General features: G+C 53.6%; 17 protein-coding genes and 2 tRNA genes. 8 read left to right on the top strand and 11 right to left on the bottom strand.

Annotated elements, in window-relative coordinates:
* Window positions 1-63: 63 nt before the first annotated feature.
* The 5 genes from MPQ_RS06625 to glgC all read right to left on the bottom strand — a co-directional run bounded on the left by MPQ_RS06625 (window position 64) and on the right by glgC (window position 8,132).
* A complete protein-coding gene (locus MPQ_RS06625; protein ID WP_013442134.1) occupies window positions 64-1,923 on the bottom strand; it encodes a GGDEF domain-containing protein in 1,860 nt (619 codons plus the stop codon).
* Window positions 1,924-2,018: 95 nt separating this feature from the next.
* Entirely contained in the window at window positions 2,019-2,948 is a 930-nt protein-coding gene (locus MPQ_RS06620; RefSeq protein ID WP_013442133.1) for an ROK family protein, read from the bottom strand.
* Between the two features lie 31 nt (window positions 2,949-2,979).
* Window positions 2,980-4,986 carry an alpha-amylase/4-alpha-glucanotransferase domain-containing protein gene (locus MPQ_RS06615; protein WP_013442132.1) on the bottom strand — a complete coding sequence of 669 codons (2,007 nt, stop codon included), beginning with the start codon at window positions 4,984-4,986 and terminating at the stop codon, window positions 2,980-2,982.
* Window positions 4,987-5,061: 75 nt separating this feature from the next.
* A complete protein-coding gene (locus tag MPQ_RS06610) occupies window positions 5,062-6,780 on the bottom strand; it encodes a glycoside hydrolase family 57 protein (RefSeq protein WP_013442131.1) in 1,719 nt (572 codons plus the stop codon).
* 71 nt (window positions 6,781-6,851) lie between these two features.
* Entirely contained in the window at window positions 6,852-8,132 is a 1,281-nt protein-coding gene (gene glgC, locus MPQ_RS06605; protein WP_013442130.1) for a glucose-1-phosphate adenylyltransferase, read from the bottom strand.
* A 162-nt stretch (window positions 8,133-8,294) separates the two neighbouring features.
* Here glgC and glgB point away from each other — a divergent pair, with 162 nt between their 5' ends.
* Window positions 8,295-10,475, top strand: coding sequence for a 1,4-alpha-glucan branching protein GlgB (gene glgB / locus MPQ_RS06600; RefSeq protein ID WP_013442129.1), 2,181 nt, complete (start codon window positions 8,295-8,297; stop codon window positions 10,473-10,475).
* A gap of 174 nt (window positions 10,476-10,649) precedes the next feature.
* On the top strand, window positions 10,650-12,305 hold the full coding sequence (gene pgi, locus MPQ_RS06595) for a glucose-6-phosphate isomerase (protein ID WP_013442128.1): 1,656 nt from the start codon (window positions 10,650-10,652) through the stop codon (window positions 12,303-12,305).
* A 97-nt stretch (window positions 12,306-12,402) separates the two neighbouring features.
* On the opposite strand, the gene MPQ_RS06590 is transcribed toward pgi, so the two are convergent.
* Genes MPQ_RS06590 through MPQ_RS06575 form a run of 4 tightly spaced genes read right to left on the bottom strand, consistent with a single transcriptional unit; the run spans window position 12,403 to window position 15,363 of the window.
* Complete coding sequence (locus MPQ_RS06590) at window positions 12,403-13,353, bottom strand: S49 family peptidase (protein ID WP_013442127.1); 951 nt, start codon at window positions 13,351-13,353, stop codon at window positions 12,403-12,405.
* Window positions 13,346-13,708, bottom strand: coding sequence for a Rieske 2Fe-2S domain-containing protein (locus MPQ_RS06585; protein ID WP_013442126.1), 363 nt, complete (start codon window positions 13,706-13,708; stop codon window positions 13,346-13,348). The genes MPQ_RS06590 and MPQ_RS06585 overlap by 8 nt, the downstream gene beginning before the upstream one ends.
* On the bottom strand, window positions 13,687-14,346 hold the full coding sequence (locus tag MPQ_RS06580; protein WP_013442125.1) for an HAD-IA family hydrolase: 660 nt from the start codon (window positions 14,344-14,346) through the stop codon (window positions 13,687-13,689). The genes MPQ_RS06585 and MPQ_RS06580 overlap by 22 nt, the downstream gene beginning before the upstream one ends.
* A 15-nt stretch (window positions 14,347-14,361) precedes the next feature.
* Window positions 14,362-15,363, bottom strand: coding sequence for an RluA family pseudouridine synthase (locus MPQ_RS06575; RefSeq protein ID WP_041362132.1), 1,002 nt, complete (start codon window positions 15,361-15,363; stop codon window positions 14,362-14,364).
* Between the two features lie 547 nt (window positions 15,364-15,910).
* On the opposite strand from MPQ_RS06575, the gene MPQ_RS06570 reads away from it, so the two are divergent.
* The gene (locus MPQ_RS06570; RefSeq protein WP_013442123.1) at window positions 15,911-18,652 is read left to right on the top strand and encodes an Rne/Rng family ribonuclease; all 2,742 of its coding nucleotides are present in this window, start codon (window positions 15,911-15,913) and stop codon (window positions 18,650-18,652) included.
* A gap of 154 nt (window positions 18,653-18,806) precedes the next feature.
* Here MPQ_RS06570 and uvrB read toward each other — a convergent pair whose 3' ends face one another.
* Window positions 18,807-20,843 carry an excinuclease ABC subunit UvrB gene (uvrB, locus tag MPQ_RS06565; protein WP_041362678.1) on the bottom strand — a complete coding sequence of 679 codons (2,037 nt, stop codon included), beginning with the start codon at window positions 20,841-20,843 and terminating at the stop codon, window positions 18,807-18,809.
* A 149-nt stretch (window positions 20,844-20,992) separates the two neighbouring features.
* On the opposite strand from uvrB, the gene MPQ_RS06560 reads away from it, so the two are divergent.
* The 4 genes from MPQ_RS06560 to MPQ_RS06545 all read left to right on the top strand — a co-directional run bounded on the left by MPQ_RS06560 (window position 20,993) and on the right by MPQ_RS06545 (window position 23,685).
* Window positions 20,993-22,003: a trypsin-like peptidase domain-containing protein gene (locus tag MPQ_RS06560; protein WP_013442121.1), complete on the top strand. Its 1,011-nt coding sequence runs from the start codon at window positions 20,993-20,995 to the stop codon at window positions 22,001-22,003.
* A gap of 129 nt (window positions 22,004-22,132) precedes the next feature.
* On the top strand, window positions 22,133-23,344 hold the full coding sequence (locus tag MPQ_RS06555) for a pyridoxal phosphate-dependent aminotransferase (RefSeq protein WP_013442120.1): 1,212 nt from the start codon (window positions 22,133-22,135) through the stop codon (window positions 23,342-23,344).
* Between the two features lie 132 nt (window positions 23,345-23,476).
* A tRNA-Asn gene (locus MPQ_RS06550) sits at window positions 23,477-23,552 on the top strand.
* Between the two features lie 57 nt (window positions 23,553-23,609).
* A tRNA-Asn gene (locus MPQ_RS06545) sits at window positions 23,610-23,685 on the top strand.
* A gap of 57 nt (window positions 23,686-23,742) precedes the next feature.
* Here MPQ_RS06545 and MPQ_RS06540 read toward each other — a convergent pair.
* Window positions 23,743-24,516: a nuclear transport factor 2 family protein gene (locus MPQ_RS06540; RefSeq protein ID WP_013442119.1), complete on the bottom strand. Its 774-nt coding sequence runs from the start codon at window positions 24,514-24,516 to the stop codon at window positions 23,743-23,745.
* 197 nt (window positions 24,517-24,713) lie between these two features.
* Between MPQ_RS06540 and MPQ_RS06535 the strand changes: the two genes are divergently transcribed.
* Window positions 24,714-25,643 carry a helix-turn-helix transcriptional regulator gene (locus tag MPQ_RS06535; protein ID WP_013442118.1) on the top strand — a complete coding sequence of 310 codons (930 nt, stop codon included), beginning with the start codon at window positions 24,714-24,716 and terminating at the stop codon, window positions 25,641-25,643.
* Window positions 25,644-25,645: the final 2 nt, after the last annotated feature.

The following is a 25,645-nucleotide window of genomic DNA, read 5'->3' as shown; positions in this document are numbered from 1 at the left end:
GCCCGGGAAGATTATCTCCCGGGCGTTGGTCTTTTGTGTACTCAGCCGCCAACAGGCGATGGGCTATTTGCCACGGCGCTCCAGAAACAGGCTATTACCACTGATCTTTTTCGCCTGCTTCTTGGCAATTGTCATGGCCGCCGCCACTTCATGATGGCTTCTGAATCCCACCGGGTCCGCCTTGACGCTGCCGACAGACATGCTGACAAAAGGGTAAAACAGCGGATTCCCCTGCCGGTCTTCGGCGGCAATACCCCCACGCTGCCGGTCTGCCTCATCATAGAAAGCCGGTATAGCCTGCGCCAGAGTATTCAGAACGTGCAGGCAGCGCTCTTCCCAATCCTCACTCTGAAAAATCAGGATGAAGTCATCACCGCCAACATGGCCGACAAAATCCAGCTCATTGGCTATCTGTTCATTCAAAAGTTTGCCCGTGTACTGGATCAGCTCGTCGCCGCGCCGGAAGCCATACACATCATTAAACGGCTTGAAAGAATCAAGATCGCAATAACAGGCGTGAAAGGTAATACCTGCCTGCAGCAGCCTGTCCATGTGCTCGTTGATCGGGACATTGCCCGGCAGCATGGTCAAGGGGTTGGCATAGCGCGCGGCATTGATCTGCATCTGGGTGATCTCGCGCAGCAGGTCGTGACCACTGCCCATGCCCAGGTAATTGCCCGACTCCGTAATGATGAAGCCATTGGATAAGTGATGTGGCTCCATATTGATGATGAGGTCACTCAGGGCCTGCAGGCTCAGGCTGTTGTCCACGATCAGGGGCTGGTTATCCATGAAAATGCTGCAATAGCGCTTGCCGTAGAGCTCACGGGTATATGGCCGCGCCAGATGATCAATCATGTTGTAGCGGCTGATCAGCCCCACTGGGCGCCCTTGCGCCACCACGGGCAGCGAATAGAGTGAGGGTTGCTTTTCAAATATCTGATACACATCATCATTGCTGGTCTGCGGGCTCACAGGCGACACATAGCGTATCAGCTTGCTGATGTTGGAACGCGCCTGCACGGGTACGGCAGCGCTTTGGTAGACATGCACGGCATTACGCTGCATCAGCTCTGCTGCCACAGGGCTTAATGCGGTGTGCAAGGAGGCTTGCGGTCGATTGATCAGATAGCCCTGCCCATACGGGATTTTCAGATCTTTCACGATCATGAGTTCGGCTTCGGTTTCTATGCCCTCGGCTATCACCTTGGTGCCCGAGTTGAGCGCAATCTGCTGAATGGAGCGCACAAAGTCGAGCTTCACCTGATCCCGGTCTATATTGCGAATGAAATGCTTGTCTATCTTGACGTAATCCGGACGCAGCTCGGACCACAAACGCAGGCTGGAGAAGCCCTCGCCCAGGTCATCCATGGCGATTTCAAAGCCCATGCTGCGGTAGTGCTCGGCGGCATGGCGCAGGGTATCGTAATCAAAGGTAGGCGAGTTTTCGGTGAGTTCGATAATCACATCGTGCGGATCCAGCCCAAGCTGATGTATGTAAGAGAGCGTGGCGCCACGTGCGACGTGCGGCTGTAGCAGAGAGGCCGGGCTGACATTCAGGAACAGTTTGACATTGGCCCCCTGCTGGGCAAAGGACTCAAGCACCACCTGGCGGCTGAGATGTTCCACCTCAAGCAGCAGATGGTGCTGCTCCGCCTCTTCAAACAAGGCAAGTGGCATGTGTAAGCGGGTATCGGCAGGCCCACGAATCAAGCCTTCATGTCCAAAAATGCTGGCACTGCGCAAATCTGCAATAGGCTGAAAGACCGCCGTTAGCTGGCGGTGCTTGAGTATCTTGTGCAATTCCAGTGATGAAATGGCTGTTTCATCCTGCGCTGCCGCCCGAACGGCAAGTGCGGGTTGCAGTACTACCCTGGCGCCCCAGCCACTTAAATGCGATTGTTGTACATGAACTTGTCTCATGATGCCCCCTTTTCGGAGGCGAGCTTAACAGCGGTAGATGACAGTTTTGTGGCAGATTTGCGGAGTTTGGCTGGCAGTTTTGAGGCAAACCCTTGTCAGGAAGATGACGCGAGAATGATCTCAGCCAGCGCAGCCGCTCCGATAATGCCAGCGCGATCGCCACTGGCGGAAGGCTGGACGCGCAGTCTGTCGCGGAGCACCGGAATCATGTCGCGCTCCAGTCGGGTAAAAAAGGCAGGCGCCATCAAGTCCCAGGCCTGACTAACGCCACCACCAATCACGATAAGCCCGACGTCTACGCTCTTGACGACATGCGCCAGCGCTTGTGCCAGTGCGGCACCGGCAAGGGAAAAAGCCTCCACCGCCGCCTGACCGCCTTCGCGCGCGGCCTGGGCAATGGCATTGACCTCCACGCGCTGACCGGTCGCCATGTGGTAGCTCTGCGCTATGCCACTGGCTGATGCATATTGCTCCATGCAGCCATGATTGCCGCAGCCGCATGACCGTCCACCAGGCTCCACAATCAAATGACCGATTTCCATGGCAACTCCGTGCTCGCCGGTAAATGGGCGGCCAGCATAGATCATGCCGCCACCCACACCAGTACCGAGCCCGGCATAAAGAAGACTGTGTGGCTTGGGATCACACAGTACATATTCGCCATAGGCCGCAGCCAGGGCATCGTTTTCCACCACGACTGGCAGACCAATGGCGGCCGACAGATCACCAGCCAGGTCCACATTGCGCAAGCCAGGCAGGTTGGGCGACTGCGCTACGGTACCGTGCACCGGATCAATAAAGCCTGGGAAACCAATACCAACGGCCTTTGCCTGGGGATATTGCATGAGGCACTGGCGCAAGGTAGCCGCCGTAGTCGCAATAATCTGCCGCCATGCCTCGTCCGGGGGGTGCCGGGCACACAGACCAGAAAAGTCAGCCAGTGCGCGCTGCTCATGAATCAATGCGTGGTGCTGCACCACGCCCACTCGTAGATTGGTGCCGCCTATATCAACGCCTAAAAACAAATGCCCATCCCCTGTTCAACAGCTTTTACGGTTATTTGACATGCAGACTGATCGTCAGCGGACCATGCATCTGATTCAATGGCCAGCTCAGTTCCAGCGTCACCGCCTGCATGATTTTTTCAAACCCGGCCTCGGATTGCGACACACTGAAATGCGGGTATGTATTCAAATGACACGGAATATTGACATCCAGCTGAAGGGCGCCGCCAAGGACTTCGTCTTCCAGGGTCAATCGACTCAGTTCAGGCCATTGCAAGGGCTGACCGAATCCACCGGGAATGTGGTCACCAATGACAAACCGACCGGCGGGACCATCGCAGCTGGGCATGGCCAGATTGATTTCAACCTTGAAGACACCATTTGCGCTGGACGTTACTTCATAGCTGACATCAAGCGACTCGCCTTGCACACTGATTTTCTTCTGGAAAGTCAGCCCCTTATGTTCGGCTTTGTAATGCACCGCATTTTTGCCACCCGCAGCAGGCTTGTAGCTGAGGCCAGTAAAACTGTCGGCCTCGTGCATGACAAAGTCACAAAACAGTACTTTTCGATAACTGTCCGTAGCAAGGTCAGCCTGGGTAATCTCGTGCTTGAGGCTGAGGCGCTCATGCGGATTGGCGATGCCCTCCCCGCTATGCGTATGCTCGGGCTGGGCATGTACCTTGCGGTGATAATGTTCCTCTTGCCGGGTCAAGGTATCACCGAAATTGTGGTGCAAACGGTAGGTGTCAAATTCACAGACGGAGGCTGTCCCATCCTGACGAATCACTGCCTGCACCTCACCACTATGCAAAAACACCTCATCGTGACCATCGAGGTCGATATCCTCCATGACCTTGATGGGACGACTGGACACCTTGTCCAGCAGGCTTTCCAGCTTGAGCATGGCGTTATAGACCGCCCGCCGCAAATGCGGCAGGTAAAGACCGCCGAACAAGCCATGCCAGTAGGCATCATTGGCCTGCGATTCATACAGGGCCTGGCGCATATCGGCCGTTTTCTTGTTGTCCGGCAGCTGGTTAAAGCGTTCTGACAAGGCCAGCATGCGCTTGTGCATCCAGTTTGATTCCGGATAACGCATGAAGAAATTGCGCCAGATACCACCGCGCACATAGGGCTTGGTAATCTCGTAGCGATTATTGTATTTTTCCTGCCCGACCAGATCGGCGTAATGATGCGCCGCTGGCACAGGCAGGGTCCATTCGTTCATTTCAATGTACGAAGCGGTTGGCAGATAAACCACGCCGCGAGTTTTGGCCATGGCATGGTAATCAATGTAGCGCATGGGTTTGATAATCGATGAAGCCAGTACGCCTTCAATGAAGTTACGCAGCCAGCCACGCTCATACACCCACTCATAGGTTTCGGGCCAGATACCAAACTTTTCAATGTCATCAAAGTAAATGGCAGCCGCCTGCTTGCTGTCGTCAGCCAGACTTTCCAGGTAGCCCACCACTTCTTCGGCTGGGGAGAACGGCAGGCGATAGCGCAGGGACTCGGAGATGGGGAAGAGATCAATCTGGCGGCCATCTTCTTCCGTAGTGTAGTAGCCCTTGAGCGCGTCGCCGCCGCGGCCGGTGCACATGAAGTGATAATCGTCGACCATGACATAACGGATGCCGGAATCCGACAGCGCGGGCACTACCGTGGCTTCCCAAACGCGCTCGGTCAGCCAGGCGCCCTGTGGCGTCTGCCCCAATTTTTTCTTGAGGCAGGTGGAAAGCATGCCGATCTGGCCGACGCGATCGCGAGCGGGAATAGAAGCCAGCACAGGCTCGGTAAACCCGGCTCCTACCAGTTCCGCCTGTTCACGCGCCACCATTTCCTTGAGCAAGGCCATGTCTTCCGGGTATTTATTCAACATGTACTCCAGCAGCCAGCCGCTGATGTGAATGGCAAACTTGAATGCCGGGTACTCATGCAACACGCGCAAAAAAGGCCCATAGCAGCGTACATGCGCATCATCCAGCACGCTCTCGAAATTGCCCACGGGCTGGTGCGCATGGACTCCCAGCAAAAGTGCAACGGTCTTGGCCAAATTACGCTCCTGTCGCTTCAATCGTTAAAAGTGTATGTTTCATGACTTTACGTGGGATGCCTTAAGTGCGATGAGTTAGGCTTCCTGCCCACGCCGCATGGTACCGCCCACTGCAGGGTCTCCAGCGCCCACGCTGATGGGGTGATTCAATACCTCCGGCACTGGCAGCTTGAGCAAATGGTACAGATTGCTCAGGTTGCGCCGGTAAAGCCTGTCAAAACTGTCGACACTCATGGCGGAGTTGTAATCGCCAAACCACCAGAACCAATCGGAGCCTTCACAAATGGCCAGCTGCCGCTCACACGCCACGATTTCCTCCTGGGTAAGCAGACCATCCTGCATCGCCCGGTCATAGCATTCCTTGGCATCACATAGCAGATCCCAACCCCGATTTTTTTCGGCAGAACCTATCCAGGTGCTGAAGCTGCCATAGACCCAGCTGCCCGCGGCCACCTCCGGCAGGGTTTCCATCGCCACCGTATTGCCTGGCATGGCAAGAATGTCGCTGAAGGTTGCCATCTCGATATTGGGATGATCCACCAGAGCGGCATAAAGTTCGCTGAGAAAGTAATAAGCGTTGTAGGGATAGTATTCCCAGGCATTTTCGCCATCGAGAATCACACTGACCACGGGGCACTGCGTGCGGGTATTGGCTGACTGAATCTGCTCCAGCGAGCGGATAAAGTCGCTCACCGCCTCGCTGGCGTAAAGCTTGGAATATTCGAAGCCGATCTTGTCCGACAGCCCGTCATCGCGGAAGAAACACAGAATGTCATGATGACCATCGGTAATGCGGTATGGCTGATACAGGTAATCCTGCTTGGCCAGGCCGAAGCCTTCAAATGATTTGTAAAGGCTGTGCGTCAGGACGCCTTCGCCGGTGGCGGCCCATTTAAGTCCGTGCTGCGCCATCAACGTCAGTGTGGCATAAGACACGGCCCCCTCGGCTGGCCACATGCCGGTTGCCGGTTTGCCGAAGCGCGCGGCATGCGATGCCTGCGCCTGGCGGATATGGGCACAGGCCCTGTCGCTACCGCCCGGATACCTTGGGCTATGCGGCAAAGGCGCATAAGGCATGGCGTCGCGGGTAGATTTGAAATCAAGCAGCAAAGGGACGATGGGATGGTAATGCGGAGTGGTGGAGAGCTCGATGCGACCCTGATCCTGCAAGGCTTTATAACGCGGAATCAAGCCGCTGATCAGCTCGCCGATCAGGCGAAACAGGGCACGCCGCTCTTCCAGGGTAAATTGCGTCCCTTTCTCCATCAGCTTTTGAACAAAGGTGTTGGTCCGGCGTATGCTTTCGCCCGTCCATGCCAGGTGATACCAGACCAGCAAGTCAGCCTTGTACTGGGCAGAAAGGTAATTGAAGGCCGCACTGCCCTCGATCTGCAGTGCTTTGTAAATATTGTGCAGGCGCTGGTAATGCGCAAAGGGCGCCAGCATTTTTTCGTGGTGGCTTTTGAAGCAACTATCAATAATCAGATTGCATTGATCGGTGCTGATATTGTCCAGCGCCTCTTCAGCAAGAAGCGCCAGTAATGGATCGCGAATATCGCCCGTTGCAAACTGATCGCTGTAATCTTCCAGTTGGTCGAGCAATACAGGCACAAAATTGAAGGTAACCCGGGCCTGCGGGTTGGCCTCCAGGTGCCATGCCATGTCGGTGTAATCCTTGATGGCGTGCAGGTAGGTCCAGGGCAGCACATATTGCCCGGTCAGCGTATCGCGATAGTCGGGCTGATGCATGTGCCAGTAAAGATTAAGGTAAAGCTTGGGGCGTTTATCCGTCATGTGGCCTCTCAAGACAGCAGGCTGCTGCTGTACTGAACAATGAAAGTCCCCAGGCCAGTGCCCGGGAACGCCTATCTTGCTTGATGTATGGATTGCCCCAGCATATCGGGGGTGACCAGCGTGATTCCCTTTTCAGATACGTAAAACCGCTTGCGATCCTGCTCCGGGTTTACCCCGATTTCCATGCCGTCGGGGATTCGAGTGCCTTTGTCGACCACTACCCGTTTGAGCGTGACATAGCGGCCTATGTCCACCTTGGGCAGAATGACCGAGTCTTCAATATTCGAATAGCTATTGACGCGAATATCGGAAAACAGCACCGAGCGGCTGACCTTGGCACCACTGATAATGCATCCGCCGGAGACCAGTGAATCGGTTGCCATGCCGCAACGATCGGCATTATCAAACACGAACTTGGCGGGAGGCAGTTGCTCCTGATAGGTCCAGATCGGCCAGTGACGGTCATAAAGATTCAGCTCGGGAATCACTTTGGTCAGCTCCATATTCGCTTCCCAATAAGCATCAACCGTACCAACATCGCGCCAGTAGTAGTTGCCGTCGGAGGCGCCAACGCAACTTTCGGTAAACCGGTGGGCGTAAACACGATACTTTTTGATCATGTAGGGAATGATGTCGCGACCAAAGTCATGTTGAGAATGCGGAGCGTCAGCATCGCGAATCAATTGCTCGTAAAGAAACGATGCATTAAAGACATAAATGCCCATGCTGGCGAGCACCTGGTCCGGATTATCCGGCAGTGGTTTGGGATTGTCTGGCTTCTCACTGAAGTCGATGACGCGGTCTTCATCATCCACCCCCATCACGCCAAAGGCCTTGGCATCTTCCACGGGAACATTCACGCAAGCCACCGTCATATCGGCTTTGTTCTTCACATGCGAAGCCAGCATCTGGCCATAATCCATCTTGTAGATATGGTCGCCTGCCAGAATCAGCACGTACTCCGCACCTGTGTTACGCAAGATATCCAGATTCTGAAAAACGGCATCCGCCGTGCCTTTGTACCACTCTTCCTGAATGCGCTGCTGCGCCGGAAGAAGCTCGACGAACTCATTGAATTCACCGCGCAGAAAGCCCCAGCCGCGCTGGATATGTTGCATCAGGCTATGTGATTTGTACTGGGTGACAACGCCGATACGGCGTACGCCCGAGTTCATGCAATTGGACAGCGGGAAATCGATGATGCGGAACTTGCCGCCGAAGGGCACCGCCGGTTTGGCACGCCAATTGGTGAGGTCTTTGAGACGGCTACCTTTACCGCCAGCGAGAATTAAAGCGACCGTATTTTTGGTCAGGGCACTAATGAAGCGAGTTGAGGTCAAATCCTGGTGCATTATTACTACTCCTGAATTATAGTTGTAATTAGTGCGTGAAGGCCGCCGTTATGGACTCCACAGCCTGTGTAGAGGCCGTTGTGACTCATTATAGTCACGATAATTGACGGATATCCAGTAGATTTAATTCCTTAATCCAGATATTTTTTTTCGATTGCCATTTTGCCAAAGCCCAATAAAAACGATGAATTATCGCTGATTCTTCAAGCGAAACATTACAACCCGCATAACGTGCTTGGATTGCATGTGCATGACGGGCAGCACAGTTTTCGCGCATTTTTGCCATTCGCCGAACAGGCATGGCTCAAATTAGGGCACGACTGGCAACCTCTAGTCCGTGGCGAATCGGATGGTTTTTTTGAGTGGTCAGGCCAGGAACAGCCTGAAACGCCATGCCAGCTCAGGATTGAGCAACATGGGGAAATCATTGAAACCTGGGACCCCTATTCTTTTGGCCCAATGCTCAGCAATGACGAGTTGTATTTGCTGGGTGAAGGCAAACTCAAGCTGGCCTACCGCACCCTGGGCGCACATCTGTGTACGCACCAAGGGGTTGCCGGCGTTCGCTTTGCCGTATGGGCGCCCACCGCCGAGCGCGTAAGCGTTGTCGGGGATTTCAATCAATGGGATGGCCGGGTTCACGCCATGCATTGCCATGGCTCCAGCGGCGTGTGGGAGCTCTTCATCCCCCTGCTCACCGAAAATCAGCTCTATAAATTTGAAATTCGCAATCGCAACACCGGCAACCTTCATGTCAAAACCGACCCTTACGGCTTCAGCTTTGAGCAGTTGCCCGGCACTGCCAGCAAGATCACCCGGCTGGACGGCTACCAATGGCAGGACGATGCCTGGCTCAAGGCACGTGCAGAACGTGATTGGCTGCATGCCCCACTTAACTGTTACGAAGTGCATCTCGGATCCTGGCGGCGCGATGAGCACGGCCATTTCCTCGGATATCGGCAGTTGGCCGAGCAACTGATCCCTTATGTTCAGGACATGGGCTACACCCATATTGAGTTATTGCCAGTATCCGAACACCCCCTCAATGAATCATGGGGCTATCAGACCACAGGCTATTTCGGTGTCACCAACCGTTTTGGCAGTCCCGATGATTTCCGTTACTTCGTGGATCGCTGTCACCAGGCGGGCATTGGCGTGATTCTGGACTGGGTGCCTGGACATTTCCCCAAAGACGACTGGGCGCTGGCCCGTTTTGATGGCTCGGCACTGTTTGAGCACGAGGATCCGCGCCTGGGTGAACACCAGGACTGGGGCACGTATATTTTCAATTACGGCCGCAATGAGGTTCGCAACTTCCTGATCAGCAATGCCTATTACTGGCTTAAGGAATTGCACATTGATGGTTTGCGCGTGGATGCCGTGGCGTCCATGCTTTACCTCGACTACTCGCGCAAAGAGGGCCAATGGCTGCCCAACAAGTTTGGCGGGCGCGAGAATCTGGAAGTCATCGACTTTCTGCGCCAGCTCAACATGATGGTGCATGAGGATTTTCCTGGCGCCCTCACCATCGCCGAAGAGTCCACCTCTTTCCCCATGGTTTCACGCCCCGTTTATCTGGGCGGCCTTGGTTTCTCCATGAAGTGGAATATGGGCTGGATGAACGACACGCTGTCGTACATGGCCAATGATCCTATACACAGGCGATATCACCAGCAAAAGCTCACGTTTGGGCAGCTCTATGCCTATACGGAAAACTTTTTGCTGCCCTTCTCGCATGATGAAGTTGTCCATGGCAAACGCTCCTTGCTGGAAAAAATGCCGGGCGATACCTGGCAAAAGTTTGCCAACCTGCGTTTGCTGATGACTTACCAGGCCACGATTTCCGGCAAAAAACTCAGCTTCATGGGCAATGAAATTGGGCAAAGTCGCGAATGGAATGTTAACGCATCGCTGGACTGGCATTTGCTTGGAGAGCAGTTCAACCAAGGGATTCAGCGCCTCTGCCGTGATCTTAACCATGCCTATAAAAACTATCCCGCCTTACACGCGCTGGATTTCGAGCAGACCGGATTCCGCTGGATAGACTGCAACGATGCCGAGCAATCCACGATCAGCTTTGTACGTACGGGCCAGGCGGGCGAAGCTCTGGTTATCTTGCTCAACTTCACCCCAGTGCCGCGCATGCAGTACCGGATTGGTGTTCCTCAGGCAGGCAGCTATCGCGAGCTGATCAATAGTGATGCCGAATGCTATGGCGGCAGCAATATGGGCAATGGCGGCTTGTTGCACAGTGAACCTGTGCCCTGGATGGGATGTCAGCATTCCATTGAACTTACCTTGCCACCGCTTGCCGGACTGATATTGAAGCCCGAATCTGCATAAGGCCTGCATCACATTCGCTGATTTATTAATAAAATGTTAATTAAGCCAGTCTAGACTGGGCTGGCAGTATCGAAATATCGTAAAAATAGTTAGACTAGTAGCCAAATGCCACGCAGCAAGTGCGCATACCGCTAACAACACAACCTTCCAATACCGAATAAACTAAAAAACTGCATGAGTAATCCAACAAATTTGCCTGTATGGCAACAGCTGCAACGCCACTTCCAAGACATATTCCCTCTGCAAATGCGCGACATGTTTGCGCAAGACGACAAGCGCTTTGAGAAATTCTCGCTGCAATGGGGTGATCTGTTGCTGGACTATTCCAAGCATCGCATCACGGCGGAGACCATGTCGCTGCTGTTCACATTGGCACGCGAAACGGATGTTGAGCAGTGGCGTGAGCGTATGTTCAGCGGTGAAAAAATCAACTTCACCGAGAACCGTGCGGTACTGCATACCGCCTTGCGCAACCGCAGCAATACGCCGGTGCTGGTCGATGGCAAGGATGTAATGCCGGATGTGAATCGCGTACTGGCGCAAATGCGCAGCTTCAGCGAGCAAGTGCGCTCAGGTGACTGGAAAGGCTATAGCGGCAAGCGCATTACCGATATCGTCAACATCGGCATTGGCGGCTCCGATCTGGGGCCTGTCATGGTCTGTACCGCGCTCAAGGCTTACGCCAGTCCAGAATTGAATGCGCATTTTGTATCCAATATTGATGGCGCCCACCTCGCGCAGGTACTGGAAAAATGTCAGCCCGACACCACGCTTTTCATCGTCGCTTCCAAAACATTCACCACTCAGGAAACCATGACCAATGCGCGCTCTGCCCGCACATGGTTCCTGGAGGCCGCAGGCGATGAAGCCCATGTAGCCAAGCATTTCGTGGCGCTGTCCACCAATGCCAAGGCTGTGAGCGACTTCGGTATCGATACTGCCAACATGTTCGAATTCTGGGACTGGGTGGGTGGCCGTTACTCGCTGTGGTCGGCCATTGGCCTGCCTATCGCCATTTATATCGGCATGGATAACTTCGAGCAGCTGCTGGAAGGTGGTCATGAAACGGACCTGCATTTCCGCAGTGCACCGCTGGAGCAGAACCTGCCTGTCATCATGGCCATGCTGGGTATCTGGTACAACAACTTTTTCGAGGCAGAAACCCACGCCATCCTGCCCTATGATCAAGGCCTGTCACGCTTTACGGCATATCTGCAGCAAGCGGATATGGAAAGTAATGGCAAATTTGTCAACCGTGCGGGCGAACGCATCAACTACACCACAGGCCCGATTATCTGGGGTGAGTCCGGCACCAACGGCCAGCATGCGTTTTACCAGCTGATTCACCAGGGCAACAAGCTTATTCCTTGTGACTTCCTGATGCCGCTGCACAGCCATTACTCGATTGGTAAAAATGGCGATGAACATCACCATATCCTGATTGCCAACCTGCTCGCGCAAACGCGCGCGCTGATGCAAGGCAAGTCCGCCAAGGAAGCCAAGATTGAGCTGGAAGCCCAAGGCCTGGATCATCACACCATCATGAACCTGCTGCCGCACCGCGTCTTTGGTGGCAATCGCCCGACCAGCACCATGCTGTTCGACAAGCTGGACCCGAAAACCCTGGGCAAGCTGATTGCATTGTATGAGCACAAGATCTTTGTGCAGGGCATCGTCTGGAACATCAACTCCTTCGACCAATGGGGTGTGGAATACGGCAAACAGATTGCCCAGAAGATTCTGCCGCAACTCACCGATGGCAAGCTGACCTGCGATTACGATGAATCCACCAACAAGCTGATTGATTACATCAAGTCACAAAACATCTAGCAACATACTTCAGCGGTTTACCCGCAATAAAAAAGCCCCGAATATCGGGGCTTTTTTATTGCCCTGCCTGGCTGCAAGCCAGGCCGGACTTTCAGGATCAATGCATCTTCATGCCATTGAATACGGTGCCCATGGCAGCATTGCCCATGGAAGCGCCGATGCGTTTGGCAAACTTGTCTGCCAGGCCTTCACGCGCGGTAAAGTCGACGATTTTCTCTTGCTTGATAATTTCGCGCGCCACGTAATCCGAGCTGCCAAAGCCATCTGCGAGACCCATTTGCACGCTGGTTTCGCCACTCCAGAACAAGCCGCTGAAGGTATCATCGGTTTCTTTCAGACGCTTGCCACGACCTTCACGCACAACGGCAATGAATTGCTGGTGAATCTGGTTCAGCATGCTTTGCGCGTATTCTTTGTGCTTGGGATTCACAGGGGAGAACGGATCCAGAATCGCCTTGTTTTCACCTGCGGTGAGCAAACGACGCTCAACCCCGACCTTGTCCATGATGCCGGTAAAGCCGAAGCCATCCATCAGAACGCCAATCGAACCAACAATACTGGCCTTGTCGACGAAAATCTTGTCAGCCGCAACCGCGATATAGTAACCACCGGATGCGCAAATATCTTCCACCACGGCGTATACCGGGATATTGGGGTGCAGTTTGCGCTGACGATGGATCTCGTCATTGATAATGCCCGCCTGCACTGGACTGCCACCCGGGCTGTTGATACGCAGGATAATGCCCTTGGTATGCTTGTTTTCGTAGGCAGACTCAAGACTGCCGATGACATCATCGGCGCTCACCTGATCATCACTGCCGATCACACCGTAAATATCAATGATCGCGGTATGGTCGCTATTGGCACTGCTATCGCCCCCTACCCAGTCCAGCGCATAAAACAACAACATGAAGAGGTAGATAAAAGTAAGCGATTTGAAAAGCACGCCCCAGAAACGGTTACGGCGTTGCTCCCGAATGGCGGCAAAAGCCAGCTTTTCCAGCGTTTGACGTTCCCAGTTCGGATCGTTTTGATTAGTGTCAGACATGCTTCAAACTTTCAAGGTTAATGAAAATAAAGGAATCCCGCTCGAATACGGGAAGCTGCTTGAGGCTGCGGCCTTTGCAAGGCCCCATCACACAATACCCGTTATCAGGCATAAAGTGCGCGCCGTGCGTGGCGCAAATAATATATTGCTGGGTGAGATCAAAAAAATCGCCAGGATTCCAATCCAACTCCACCGGCACGTGTGCACATTGATTGATAAATCCACAGACCTTGCCTTTATAGCGCACCACGAACCCGGTCACGCGCGGCCCGAATTCAGGTAACTCAAATCGCACACCCTGCCCTTTTTCCAGCAGGCTGGCGCTTTCACAGATCAGGCGTTCATTATCAGCCATTGATTTAATTTAGTAAATTCATCGAAATGGGCAAGCGGCGCATGGGGCAGCAAGCGCTCCAGCGGGTGTGCGCCATAGCTCACCCCCAGGCTTCGCACCCCGGCGTTGCTCGCCATCTGCAAATCAAAACTGGTGTCTCCTATCATCAAGGTACGCTCCGGGCTCGCGCCTACCTCGTCCATCAACTCATGGATCATTTGGGGGTGCGGCTTGGAATGGCACTCGTCCACACAACGGGTTGCATGAAAATAATGCCCTATGCCACTGTTTTTCAGGGCACGGTTCAGGCCCGCCCGCCCCTTGCCTGTGGCCACCGCCAATGCAATACCGCGGCCATGCAGTTCGGCAACAGCTTCCGCTGCGCCGTTAAACAGGGGAATCTCGTTTTCGCCACTATTGTAATAGAGCGCATATCGCGCCATCAGTTGCTGAATTTGCGACTCCTGCACTGTACCGAATAGTTCAATGAGGGCTTCACGCAAGCCCAGGCCGATAATGCCGCTCGCGGCCTCTTGGGTAGGCAAGGGCAAGCCGACATCCACACTGCTCTGGCAAATGGCGTCGACTATGAGTTGGGTGGAATTGGCAAGCGTGCCATCCCAGTCAAAAATAATAAGATCGAATTGATTACTGCGCATGGTTGACTCTTGCTTCTATTCAGGATTCTTGGTGGATGGTGATTTTTCGAGAGAGGTGAGGAAAGCTTGCAACGCTGCCGGGAGCGGGGCAATCAACTTCAACTTATCTCCAGACAAGGGATGACGGATGCCAGTTTCCGCCGAATGCAGGAACATGCGTTTAAGTCCGCGTTTTTGCAACGCCTTGTTCAGGGCAAAATCGCCGTATTTGTCATCGCCAGCGATCGGGAATCCCAAATGGGCTAACTGCACCCGCAACTGATGGGTGCGGCCGGTAATCAGTTGCGCTTCCAGCAGGGTAAATTCCCCATACGATTTTTTCAGGTGGAAAATGGTTTCCGAGTTCTGCCCCTCTTCTTCCACCGTCACCTTGCGCTCGCCATTGGCCGTGACATGCTTTTGCAAGGCCAGCACCACGCGCTTTTTCTTTTCTTTCCAGTCCCCGCTGACCAGCATCAGATAACGCTTGTCCATGTGATTGGCGCGCATGGCTTCGTGCAGGCCGACCAATGCGCTGCGTTTTTTTGCCACCATCAGGACACCTGAGGTTTCCCTATCCAGCCGGTGCACCAACTCCAGAAATTTGGCATGGGGGCGTTCCAGACGTAGTTGCTCGATGACCCCGCGGCTGACGCCACTGCCACCGTGTACGGCAAAGCCAGCAGGCTTGTCGATGACCAGCATGGCTTCATCTTCAAAAATGACGGCCTCTTCGAACCTGGCGGCAACTGGCCGACTTTCTTCTGCGACAGGCTGTGGCTGCACCCTGATAGGTGGCACCCGCACCAGATCCCCCAGTTGCAAACGGTAAGTCGCATCTATGCGCTTGCTGTTGACCCGCACCTCCCCGCTACGCAATATGCGGTAGACATGGCTTTTGGGCACACCCTTCAGGGTTTTGGTGAGGAAATTATCAATGCGCTGGCCAGCCGAACCTTCGTCCACCGTCAGCATAGCTGCGCTGTTGGGTCCAATGGTCGTGCCATTTGCATTACTTGCTTTGCTTAAATTAGTCATCTCACCTATACTACGAAAATCTCGAAATAAATGCGCTAAGCGCTTATTCGGGAATGAATTGATGTTTGAAAAAACACCTTGAAAAATACCTTGGTTAACTCGCTCGCCAAATAAAACATCGTAGCGATTTTCTGCAACATTACTAATTGCGCTCAAGCCGCTGCAAACCAGAATCGCTAATAAATGCGCGGCCAGGAATTGCTGGAACTAAAGAATTTTAGCCGATATGACGGCTAACCAGAGACAGAATTAAAGCACCGAGGTTTAAAGCAACCCGTTAACGAGATTTTTCGTCAACTAAATCAGTCTGATACATTAAAACGATCAGAATTCTTTTTTCCGCCATGCGACAGAATCGCAACCCGTGCGATGAAAAAAGCGGCCTAACCGCCTGGTTTTACCTCCTGCAGCAAACTCTGCTCACGCAGTAAAAGTGCACTCATATACACTGTGATTCACAGGAGCACTCCCTGCCGGACATCAGCAATCCTGCTTGTCGTTGAAGCGACAAGGTCTGCCAGACCGCTTAGAGCGCGGGAGCCTTACAATGAAACGCATGCTTTTCAATGCGACACAGTCGGAAGAACTACGTGTCGCCATCGTCGATGGTCAAAAACTGATCGACCTCGACATCGAATCCGCTGGCAAGGAACAACGCAAGAGCAATATCTACAAGGGTATCATCACCCGCATCGAGCCTTCTCTTGAGGCTGCATTTGTCAATTACGGTACTGACCGTCACGGTTTTCTCCCCTTCAAGGAAGTCGCTCGCAGCTATTTCCAGAACGACAGCGATGGCCGCGCCCGCATTCAGGATGTTCTGAAGGAAGGCCAGGAGCTTATCGTCCAGGTTGACAAGGACGAACGTGGCAACAAGGGCGCAGCCCTCACCACCTTTATTTCCCTGGCGGGCCGTTATCTGGTGCTGATGCCGAACAACCCTCGTGGTGGTGGTGTATCGCGCCGCATCGAAGGCGAAGACCGCAATGAACTGCGTGATCTGATGGCCCAGCTGGAAGTACCTAACGGCATGAGCATCATTGCCCGTACCGCAGGTATTGGCCGCAATATCGAAGAGCTGCAATGGGACCTGAACTACCTCTTGCAACTGTGGACAGCCATTGAGGGTGCCTCCACCATGCAAAGCGGCCCTTTCCTGATCTATCAGGAAGGCAGCCTGGTCATTCGTGCCATCCGCGATTACTTCCAGCCAGACATTGGCGAAATCCTGATCGACACCGCCGACATTCACGAGCAAGCCGTGCAGTTCATGAACCACGTCATGCCGGGCAATGTATCGCGTGTGAAGCTGTATCGCGACGAGATTCCTTTGTTCTCCCGCTTCCAGATCGAGCACCAGATTGAGACCGCGTTTTCACGCGAAGTGCGCCTGCCTTCCGGCGGCGCCATCGTGATTGACCACACGGAAGCCCTGGTATCCGTCGACGTTAACTCCGGCCGCTCCACCAAAGGCAGCGACATTGAGCACACCGCGTTCAATACCAACCTGGAAGCTGCCGATGAAGTAGCTCGCCAGCTCCGTCTGCGCGACCTGGGTGGTCTGGTGGTGATCGATTTCATCGACATGGAAAACCAGCGCAATCAGCGCGAAGTTGAAAACCGCCTGCGCGATGCCCTGCATCATGACCGTGCCCGCGTACAAACCGGCAAGATTTCCCGCTTCGGCCTGCTGGAGCTGTCACGCCAGCGCCTGCGTCCAAGCCTGGGCGAGTCCAACCATATCCCATGTCCTCGTTGCCATGGTACAGGCCATATCCGCGGCATCGAGTCCACTGCGCTGCATATCCTGCGAATCACGCAGGAAGAAGCCATGAAGGAAAACAGTGCCATTATTCAGGTGCAGCTGCCGGTGGAAGCAGCAACCTTCCTGTTGAATGAAAAGCGTGCCGAGATACACAAGATCGAGCAACGCTCCGGTGTACAGGTTGTGCTGATCCCCAACATTCACATGGAAACCCCGAACTACAACATCTCGCGTATTCGCAGTGATGATGTCAACGAGGAAACCAGCCGCGCCAGCTACCAGATGGTAGAGCTGCCAACCGAGGGTGAATACAACCCGGCTGCGCAACAGGAAGTCAAAGCCGTGCGCGCCGAGGCTGCCGTCAAGGGCATTACCCCAGCATCTCCAGCGCCGATTGCCACGGAAAAAGCAGTTGAAGTGCCTGCCGCGCCTTCCCTGTTTGGACGTTTCAAGAACTGGCTCAGCAAGATCACCGAAACCAAGGAAGAAGTTGTTGCGCCGGAAACCACCAAGCAGCGCAGCGACAACAACCGTAACAATCGCAATCAGCCACGCAATGCGCGTAACAACCGCAATGGCCGCAATGGTGAGCGCAGTGAACGTCCAGCCGCGGAACGCAATGCGGAGCGTGGTAGCGAACGCAACAACGAGCGCGCAGAACGCGGTGAGCGCCCAGCCAATGAGCGTAGCGAACGCCAGGAACGTGGCAACCGTCAGGAGCCACGTCAGCAGGAAGGCCGTGAACCACGCCAGCAAAACCAACCGCGTGCAGAGCGTGGTGAGCCACGTGAAAAACCGGCCATCGCATCTCCAGCGCCTGCAGCAACCCAACAAGCCACCAATGGCGAAGCTGGCAATGAGCCTCGTAGCCGTCGCGGCCGTAATGGTCGCCGTGAGCGCCCAGCACGCGAGCCACGTGAAAACCAGGCACGCAAGGCAGCCGATGATGCCGCTATTGGTGCCCCGGTAGCAGAGGATGTGGCTCAACAAGTCGCAGCACCTGTCGCGGCCGCAGTTGAAACCGTTGCTCAAAACAACACCGTGAGCGAAGCGCCTGCTGTCGTAGAAACAGTTGCAGCGGCACCTGCCGTTGAGACCAGCCCCGCAGTCGAGCCTGTTGCCAAGGTAGTGGAACCACAACAAGCGGATCTGGCACTGGTCAGTGATACCCCAGCTCCGGTAGTGGCAGCAGAACCTGTTGCCGCAGTGGCTGAAGCAGCACCAGCTGCAGAGCCTGTAGCCGAACCTGTTGTAGTGGCAGAAAAACCAGAAGCTACTGACAAGCCCGAGAAGAAACCTCGCGCACCACGCCGCCGCAAGGCTGAGGCAGAAACCAAGCCTCTGGATCTCGCAGCAAGTGGCTTGCAACTGGTGGAAACCAAAGCCGATGCGCCGGTAGCAGCTGCGTCAGTGGAAGCAGAACCTGCAGCCCCACGCAGCCGTAAACCAGCGGCATGGCAGCAAAAAGCCACCAGCGATGAAAGTGCTGAAGCGCCACTGGTATTGATCGAAACACAGAAGTAAACATGTAGACCCTATTGGCAGCCGGTCAACGGTTGCCAAATAAAAAGCCCGTTCCAACTCGGAACGGGCTTTTTTATGCCTGGCACTGCCATGATAGTGCCATGATTTAAGCTACATCATATCAAGCCATCTCTCAGTGACTGGCTTTCATGCTTCAAGGCAGAATATCGGGAACATCTGTTCCGTAGAATTTGGCCTTGAGTTTTTTCAGCTGATCCCGGAATTCTGCTGCTTTCTCAAACTCCAGGTTTTGTGCGCTGTCATGCATGGATTTCTCGAGGCGTTTCATTTCTTTGATGATCTGCTTTTCGCTCAGGGCTTCATAGCTGGCCTGATCCTGCGCAGCCTGCCGTTCGCGTTTAGCGTCATCCTTGTCATATACGCCATCAATAATATCCTTGATGCGCTTGGTCACCCCCTTGGGCACGATACCGTGTGCCTCATTGAATGCCATCTGCTTGATACGACGCCGTTGCGTTTCATCCATGGCCAGCTTCATTGAGCGGGTAATGTTATTGGCGTAAAAGATCACCTTGCCATTGAGGTTACGCGCAGCGCGGCCTGCCGTTTGAATCAGGGAGCGCTCTGACCGCAGGAAACCTTCCTTGTCAGCATCCAGCACAGCAACCAGAGATACTTCGGGAATATCCAGCCCCTCACGCAGCAGGTTGATGCCGACCAGTACATCAAACTCGCCAAGGCGCAAGTCGCGAATGATTTCCACCCGTTCCACGGTATCAATGTCCGAGTGCAGATAGCGCACCTTAACCCCATGTTCAGAGAGGTAATCCGTTAAATCTTCTGCCATGCGCTTGGTCAGGGTCGTCGCCAACACGCGCTCGCCCACGGCCACCCGCAGCTTGATTTCCGAGAGCAGATCGTCCACCTGGGTATCTGCCGGTTTCACGGTGATTTCCGGGTCGATCAGGCCAGTCGGCCGGGCCACCTGCTCCACTACCTGCTCCTGGTGCGTGGCCTCATAGTCGGCAGGTGTGGCGCTGACAAACACGGTTTGTCGCATGATGCGCTCAAACTCTTCAAATCGCAGCGGCCGGTTATCCAGCGCCGAAGGCAAGCGGAACCCATAATCCACCAGGTTTTCCTTGCGCGCGCGGTCGCCCTTGTACATGCCACCGATCTGCGGAATAGTCACGTGGCTTTCATCAATGATCATCAAGGCATTGGCTGGCAGATAATCAATCAGTGTCGGCGGCGCATCGCCCGGGGAGCGACCGGTAAGATGGCGGCTGTAGTTCTCAATCCCCTTGCAGAAGCCGATTTCATTAAGCATTTCCAGATCAAACCGCGTGCGCTGCTCTATGCGTTGCGCCTCAACCAGCTTGTTGTTCTTGATAAAGAAGTCCACGCGATCACGCAGCTCCTGCTTGATGGTTTCCATCGCCCGCACTGTCGCTTCCCGCGCAGTCACATAATGACTGGAAGGGAAGATGCGGAAATTGTGAATCTTGTTGAATACTTGTCCGGTCAGGGGATCAAACAGCTGGATGGTTTCGATTTCATCGTCAAACAGGCTGATGCGTACCGCCGTCTCACTGTTTTCTGATGGGAACACATCCACCACATCGCCACGCACCCGAAAGGCACCGCGTGAGAAGTCAAAGTCATTACGGTCGTACTGCATCGTAATCAGCTTGTTCACAATGTCGCGCTGACTGATCTTCATGCCCTGATGAATATGCAGCACCATGCCATGGTACTCACCCGGATCCCCGATGCCGTAAATGGCCGAGACGGTGGCGACAATAATGCTGTCTTCGCGCTCCAGCAGCGACTTGGTCGCTGAGAGCCGCATCTGCTCAATGTGATCATTGATGCTAGAGTCTTTTTCGATAAACAGATCGCGCGAGGGCACATAGGCCTCAGGCTGATAGTAATCGTAATAGGACACAAAATACTCCACCGCATTATTCGGAAAGAACTCGCGAAACTCCGAATACAACTGTGCAGCCAGCGTCTTGTTGGGCGCCATGACCATGGCAGGCCGCCCGGTACGGGCAATCACATTGGCCATGGTATAGGTTTTACCGGAGCCGGTTACCCCCAGCAGAGTCTGGTATTGCATGCCCTGCTCTATACCGGTGATAAGTTTTTCTATGGCGGCAGGCTGGTCGCCGGCGGGGGGGAAAGGCTGATGAAGCTGGTATCGACTATTGGGGAAAGTAACAATCACATCAAACACCTATAAAAGCGAATAGGTATTCTAGCAGTTCAAATCTATTAAGCCGAACTCGATTATTAATTAAATGTCTTTCTGGCAGGCTCACTTACAAACAAGACGGCCATAGGCCGCAACAATAACGACATTATGGAGAATGACTCATGCGTTACCTGCTGCCCCTGCTCACGGCATTAAGCCTTATCCCCACTGCGCATGCGTTTGACCGTGCAAAACTGATGGATTCCTTTTTCTCGATCGTCATGATCCGTGGTTATAACCAGAATGGTAGTCTGGCTTATGGCTCCGGGGTGATTGTCGCCCCCAACAAAGTGCTGACCAACTGTCATATTTTTCGCCAGACCAAAGAGCCATGGATATCCCGCGGCGAAGATACTTACACCATTGCCTCGATACAGGCGGACCGCTGGCATGACCTCTGCCTGATAACGACAGACAACCTGCCATTCAAACCTGCCACGCTAGGCAAAGCCTCCGACATGAAAAAAGGCGAAGAGGTGATTGCTATTGGCCACTCCAGCGGCTCCCCCGCTCCCGTCACGTCACTGGGCACGGTCAAATCAGCTTACCCACTGGATGATGGCATCATCCTACGCAGCACTGCCCGCTTTGCCCTTGGCGCCAGCGGTAGCGGCTTGTTTAACGAAGAAGGTCAGCTGGTGGGCATCAATACCTTCAAAACCATAGGGCGGGTCGCTTACTTCTATGCGGTACCGATTGAATGGTTGGACAAGGTAGCCCAGCAGCCTGCTGAAAGCGTCATGCAAATCACCGGCAAGGCTTTCTGGGAGGAAGAGGAAGATACCAAACCCTACTTCCTGCGCATCGCCGTGCCAGAGCTGCAGGAAGACTGGCTGAAACTGGAACAGATCGCTCAGAGCTGGGCCAAGGCAGAACCCAACAATACCGAGGCATGGTACGAATTAGGATGGGCTGAGGAAAAGCTTGCACGCACCGAAGAAGCTGAAAAACACTACCGCAAATCGCTGGCGCTGGATGCCAACAATACCGACGCCTTATTCAGGATAGGTGTTATCGCCAACGACAAGGGCGACAAGCAGGAAGTGCATAAAATCAGCCTGGCGTTGATCAATCTGGATAAAAATATTGCAGAGGAATTCGGCGATACTGTGGGTTGCAAGCTGGAATGCTGAAATACCGAGCATGAATTTCATGACAAGCACATGAAAGAACAATCAAAAAAACGCGCTGCCAGTTCCGCAGGATGGGTTTTGTGAGTAAAATTAGCGCTTTATCACTCACCCCCATTCAAGGAAGTTACTTTGGAGCCCTTAGCTTTACCGCTCTCGCAGCGCGTTCAAACCATCAAAGAATCCCCCACTCTGGCTGTGACGGCACGTGCAGCCAAGCTAAAGGCTGAAGGCCGCGACATTATTGGTCTCGGCGCTGGCGAACCCGATTTCGATACGCCGCAACACATCAAGGATGCCGCCAAAAAAGCCATCGACAGCGGCTTCACCAAGTACACCCCTGTCAGTGGCATTCCTGGCCTGAAAAAAGCCATCGTCGCCAAGTTCAAAAATGAAAACGGCTTTGACTATACCGAAAAGGAAGTGATCGTCGGCGTAGGTGGCAAGCAATGTATTTTCAACCTGGCGCTGGCTGTGCTCAACCCGGGCGACGAAGTCATTGTGCCTGCGCCTTACTGGGTATCGTACGCTGACATCGCCATGGTGGCAGGTGCGAAGCCCGTGATTATCGAGTGCGGCATTGAACAAGGCTTCAAACTCACGCCAGCGCAACTCGAAGCCGCCATCACGCCGCAAACCCGCATGTTCATGATCAACTCGCCATCTAACCCAACAGGTTCGGTGTATACCCTGGCTGAGTTGCAGGCCCTGGGTGAGGTGCTGAAGAAGCATCCGCAGATTCTGGTTGCCACGGATGACATGTACGAACACGTCAACCTCACTGGCGAAAAATTCCATAACATCCTGAATGCCACGCCTGAACTCAAGAGCCGCTGCGTGGTGCTGAATGGCGTATCCAAAGCCTACTCCATGACCGGCTGGCGTATTGGCTATGCCGCAGGCCCAGCTCACATCATCAAGGCCATGGAGATTTTGCAGTCGCAATCCACCTCCAACCCCACCTCCATCTCACAAGTCGCTGCGCAAGCCGCGCTGGAAGGCCCGCAGGAATGCATCACCCCCATGGTAGAAGCCTTCCGCGAGCGTCACGAGTACGTGGTGAATCGCTTCAACCAGATGCCAGGCCTCAAGTGTATCAAGGCTGGCGGCGCGTTTTACGCCTTCCCCGATGCGCGCGTTGCCATCGCCAATCTGCACAAGGCAGGCGTAATTAGCGATACCACCGATATGGCCTTGTCAGAATACCTGCTTGAAAATGTCGGCGTTGCCGTCGTTCCCGGCTCTGCATTCGGTGCCGAAGGCTATTTCCGTATCTCGTTTGCCACGTCCATGGAAAACCTGAGAAACGCCCTCGACCGGATTGAAAAGGCACTTACTGTTTGATTATAAAAGCATAAGATCAGGCGGATTTTAGCCACATTTTTCCGCAAAAAAACAGTCGATTTTACACGCTGTTTTTTGCACAAAAATGTTGACCGAAGCCCGCCGAGTCTTTATAGTAGCGCCTTCATCGATTCCCCGATAGCTCAGTCGGTAGAGCAACGGACTGTTAATCCGTGTGTCCCTGGTTCGAGCCCAGGTCGGGGAGCCAAATATGAAAAAGCCCACAGTCTTGTGGGCTTTTTTTCCGATGAACTTTGACCGATATTCCCCGATAGCTCAGTCGGTAGAGCAACGGACTGTTAATCCGTGTGTCCCTGGTTCGAGCCCAGGTCGGGGAGCCAAATATAAAAAAAGCCCACCGTTTTGTGGGCTTTTTTGTTTTACAGCTCAGCACTCAATCAGAATCCGAATTTTCCATTCTGATTTTTCCAGTCCTGCCGCGGCGGGATTGCTTCCATGGTGTCCCAATGTTCGGCGATCTTGCCGTTCTGCACGCGGAAAAGATCGTAAAAAGAAGTCCACTTGCCGGCAAACTCCCCTTCACTGATCACCAGTACGAAATTGCCTTCGCCCAATACCTGATGCACGCGGTTATATTTCATGGTGATGCCTTGCTCGGCCAGATATTTAAGGGCTGCACCCAGGCCTGACAAGCCATCTGCAATGGCCGGGTTATGCTGGATATAATGATCACCGTCAAAGTAAGACGCCAGCTTTTCCAGCTTGCCATTCACCAGGACATCATCGACGAAATCGGCCACCAGCTTTTTATTAGCGGCGGTTTTTTCAAGGTCTTTGATGGTTTTATCTCCGTCCGTCATGGTGTGCCCACTCGGGTTGGCTTGTGCAGGCGTTTGCTGCAAGTTATCCCAGTGCTCGACAATTTTTCCATGTTCAAACCGGAATATATCGAACCCGATCTTGGGACCAAAAAAATCATATTCCGTGTGGGTGATCACAAAGTCGCCATCTTGCAGCACCCTGACGGTATTGACCTTGGCACTGCCTTTGGGCAATTGCTGCAAGACCGAGCCAAATCCTGCCAAACCATCGCCTACATTCAGGTTATGTTGAATATATTTTTCGGCATTAATGTAGCCAACGGGTGCCTGTTCACCGGTTTCGATACTTTTGAGTAACTGAATTACCTGTTGCTTTGCTGTGGGTGTCATAGCAGTTTCCTTTCGTTCAGAGGTGGGGGCGGCGAAACTTTTCATCGCCAGAAGCAAAAGCCCTATCGCAAAAAGCGATGGCATCTTGTCAACATTCATACGCATTCAAAGCTCCATATGGAAAAAGACATTAAAGATAAGACGAGGTAATATTAGGAAATTGAATGAGGTAATCACAGGTATTTTTGGCGCTATTTATGGTAAATAAAAGACATTTTCTGAACACGCGCGAAAAAACATCGCCTCCGGCACTGGAACGCGTGGTCTATACACCACCAGCGTCTTATGGGCTGGACATTGAAGTGATTCCATTTGCCATCCTGAGAACGCGAATCCTTGAAAACCATTTCCGGCAGGCGCACCAGATTAACTTCTACCTGATGCTGCTGATCACTGAGGGTAGCTCTACCCCGGTGGTGGATTACCGTCCCATTGAATGCAGCAAAGGGACGCTGCTATTGCTGAGCCCTAACCAGGCGCTGCAATTTGATCTTCATGAAGGTTGCGATGGATGGATGATCATTTTCAAGGCGGAGTTTCTGACGTCTTCGAATGAAGATGCAGGCGTCAATATCTTCATGGCCAATGCGATGCACGGTGCTGCAGCCAAGCTGAATCTGGCGGCGGATGCAGAAAGCATTATTTGCGCACGCATGAAGCAGATGCATGCAGATACCCTGGCAGCCGGCACCAAAGCCATGAAGAATGCCATGCTGAGGTTTGAGTTGCAGGCGCTGATGCTAAGGCTGACGATGCTGGGAGAACAGATGGCAGAGGCTGAGCCGCATCCGGCTGAGCTTTCCCGGTTCCGGCGATTCAGAAAACTGGTTGAAGAGAAGTTCGCGCATCAACACGCAGTGGCCGACTATGCTGCTGAACTGGGCTGCACGGTGAAGAGTCTGACACGGGCAACACAGGCAGCGGTTACCATGGGGGCCAAGGAATACATTGCAGCCAGAATTAACCTGGAAGCCAAACGCCTGCTCACACATACACAGATGCCCGTCACCATCATCGCTGAAGTGTTGGGGTTTGATGAAGCAACTAACTTCGTCAAATTTTTTAAACGCAATAGCGGAATGGCTCCGAATGCATTCCGCAAACTACATTATTCGATTTATAACTGACG

The sequence above is a fragment of the Methylovorus sp. MP688 genome, assembly GCF_000183115.1.
GTDB classification, from domain to species: Bacteria; Pseudomonadota; Gammaproteobacteria; order Burkholderiales; family Methylophilaceae; genus Methylovorus; species Methylovorus glucosotrophus.
The sequence above is the reverse complement of the archived record's forward strand: the minus strand, read 5'-3'. Positions and strand labels throughout refer to the sequence as shown.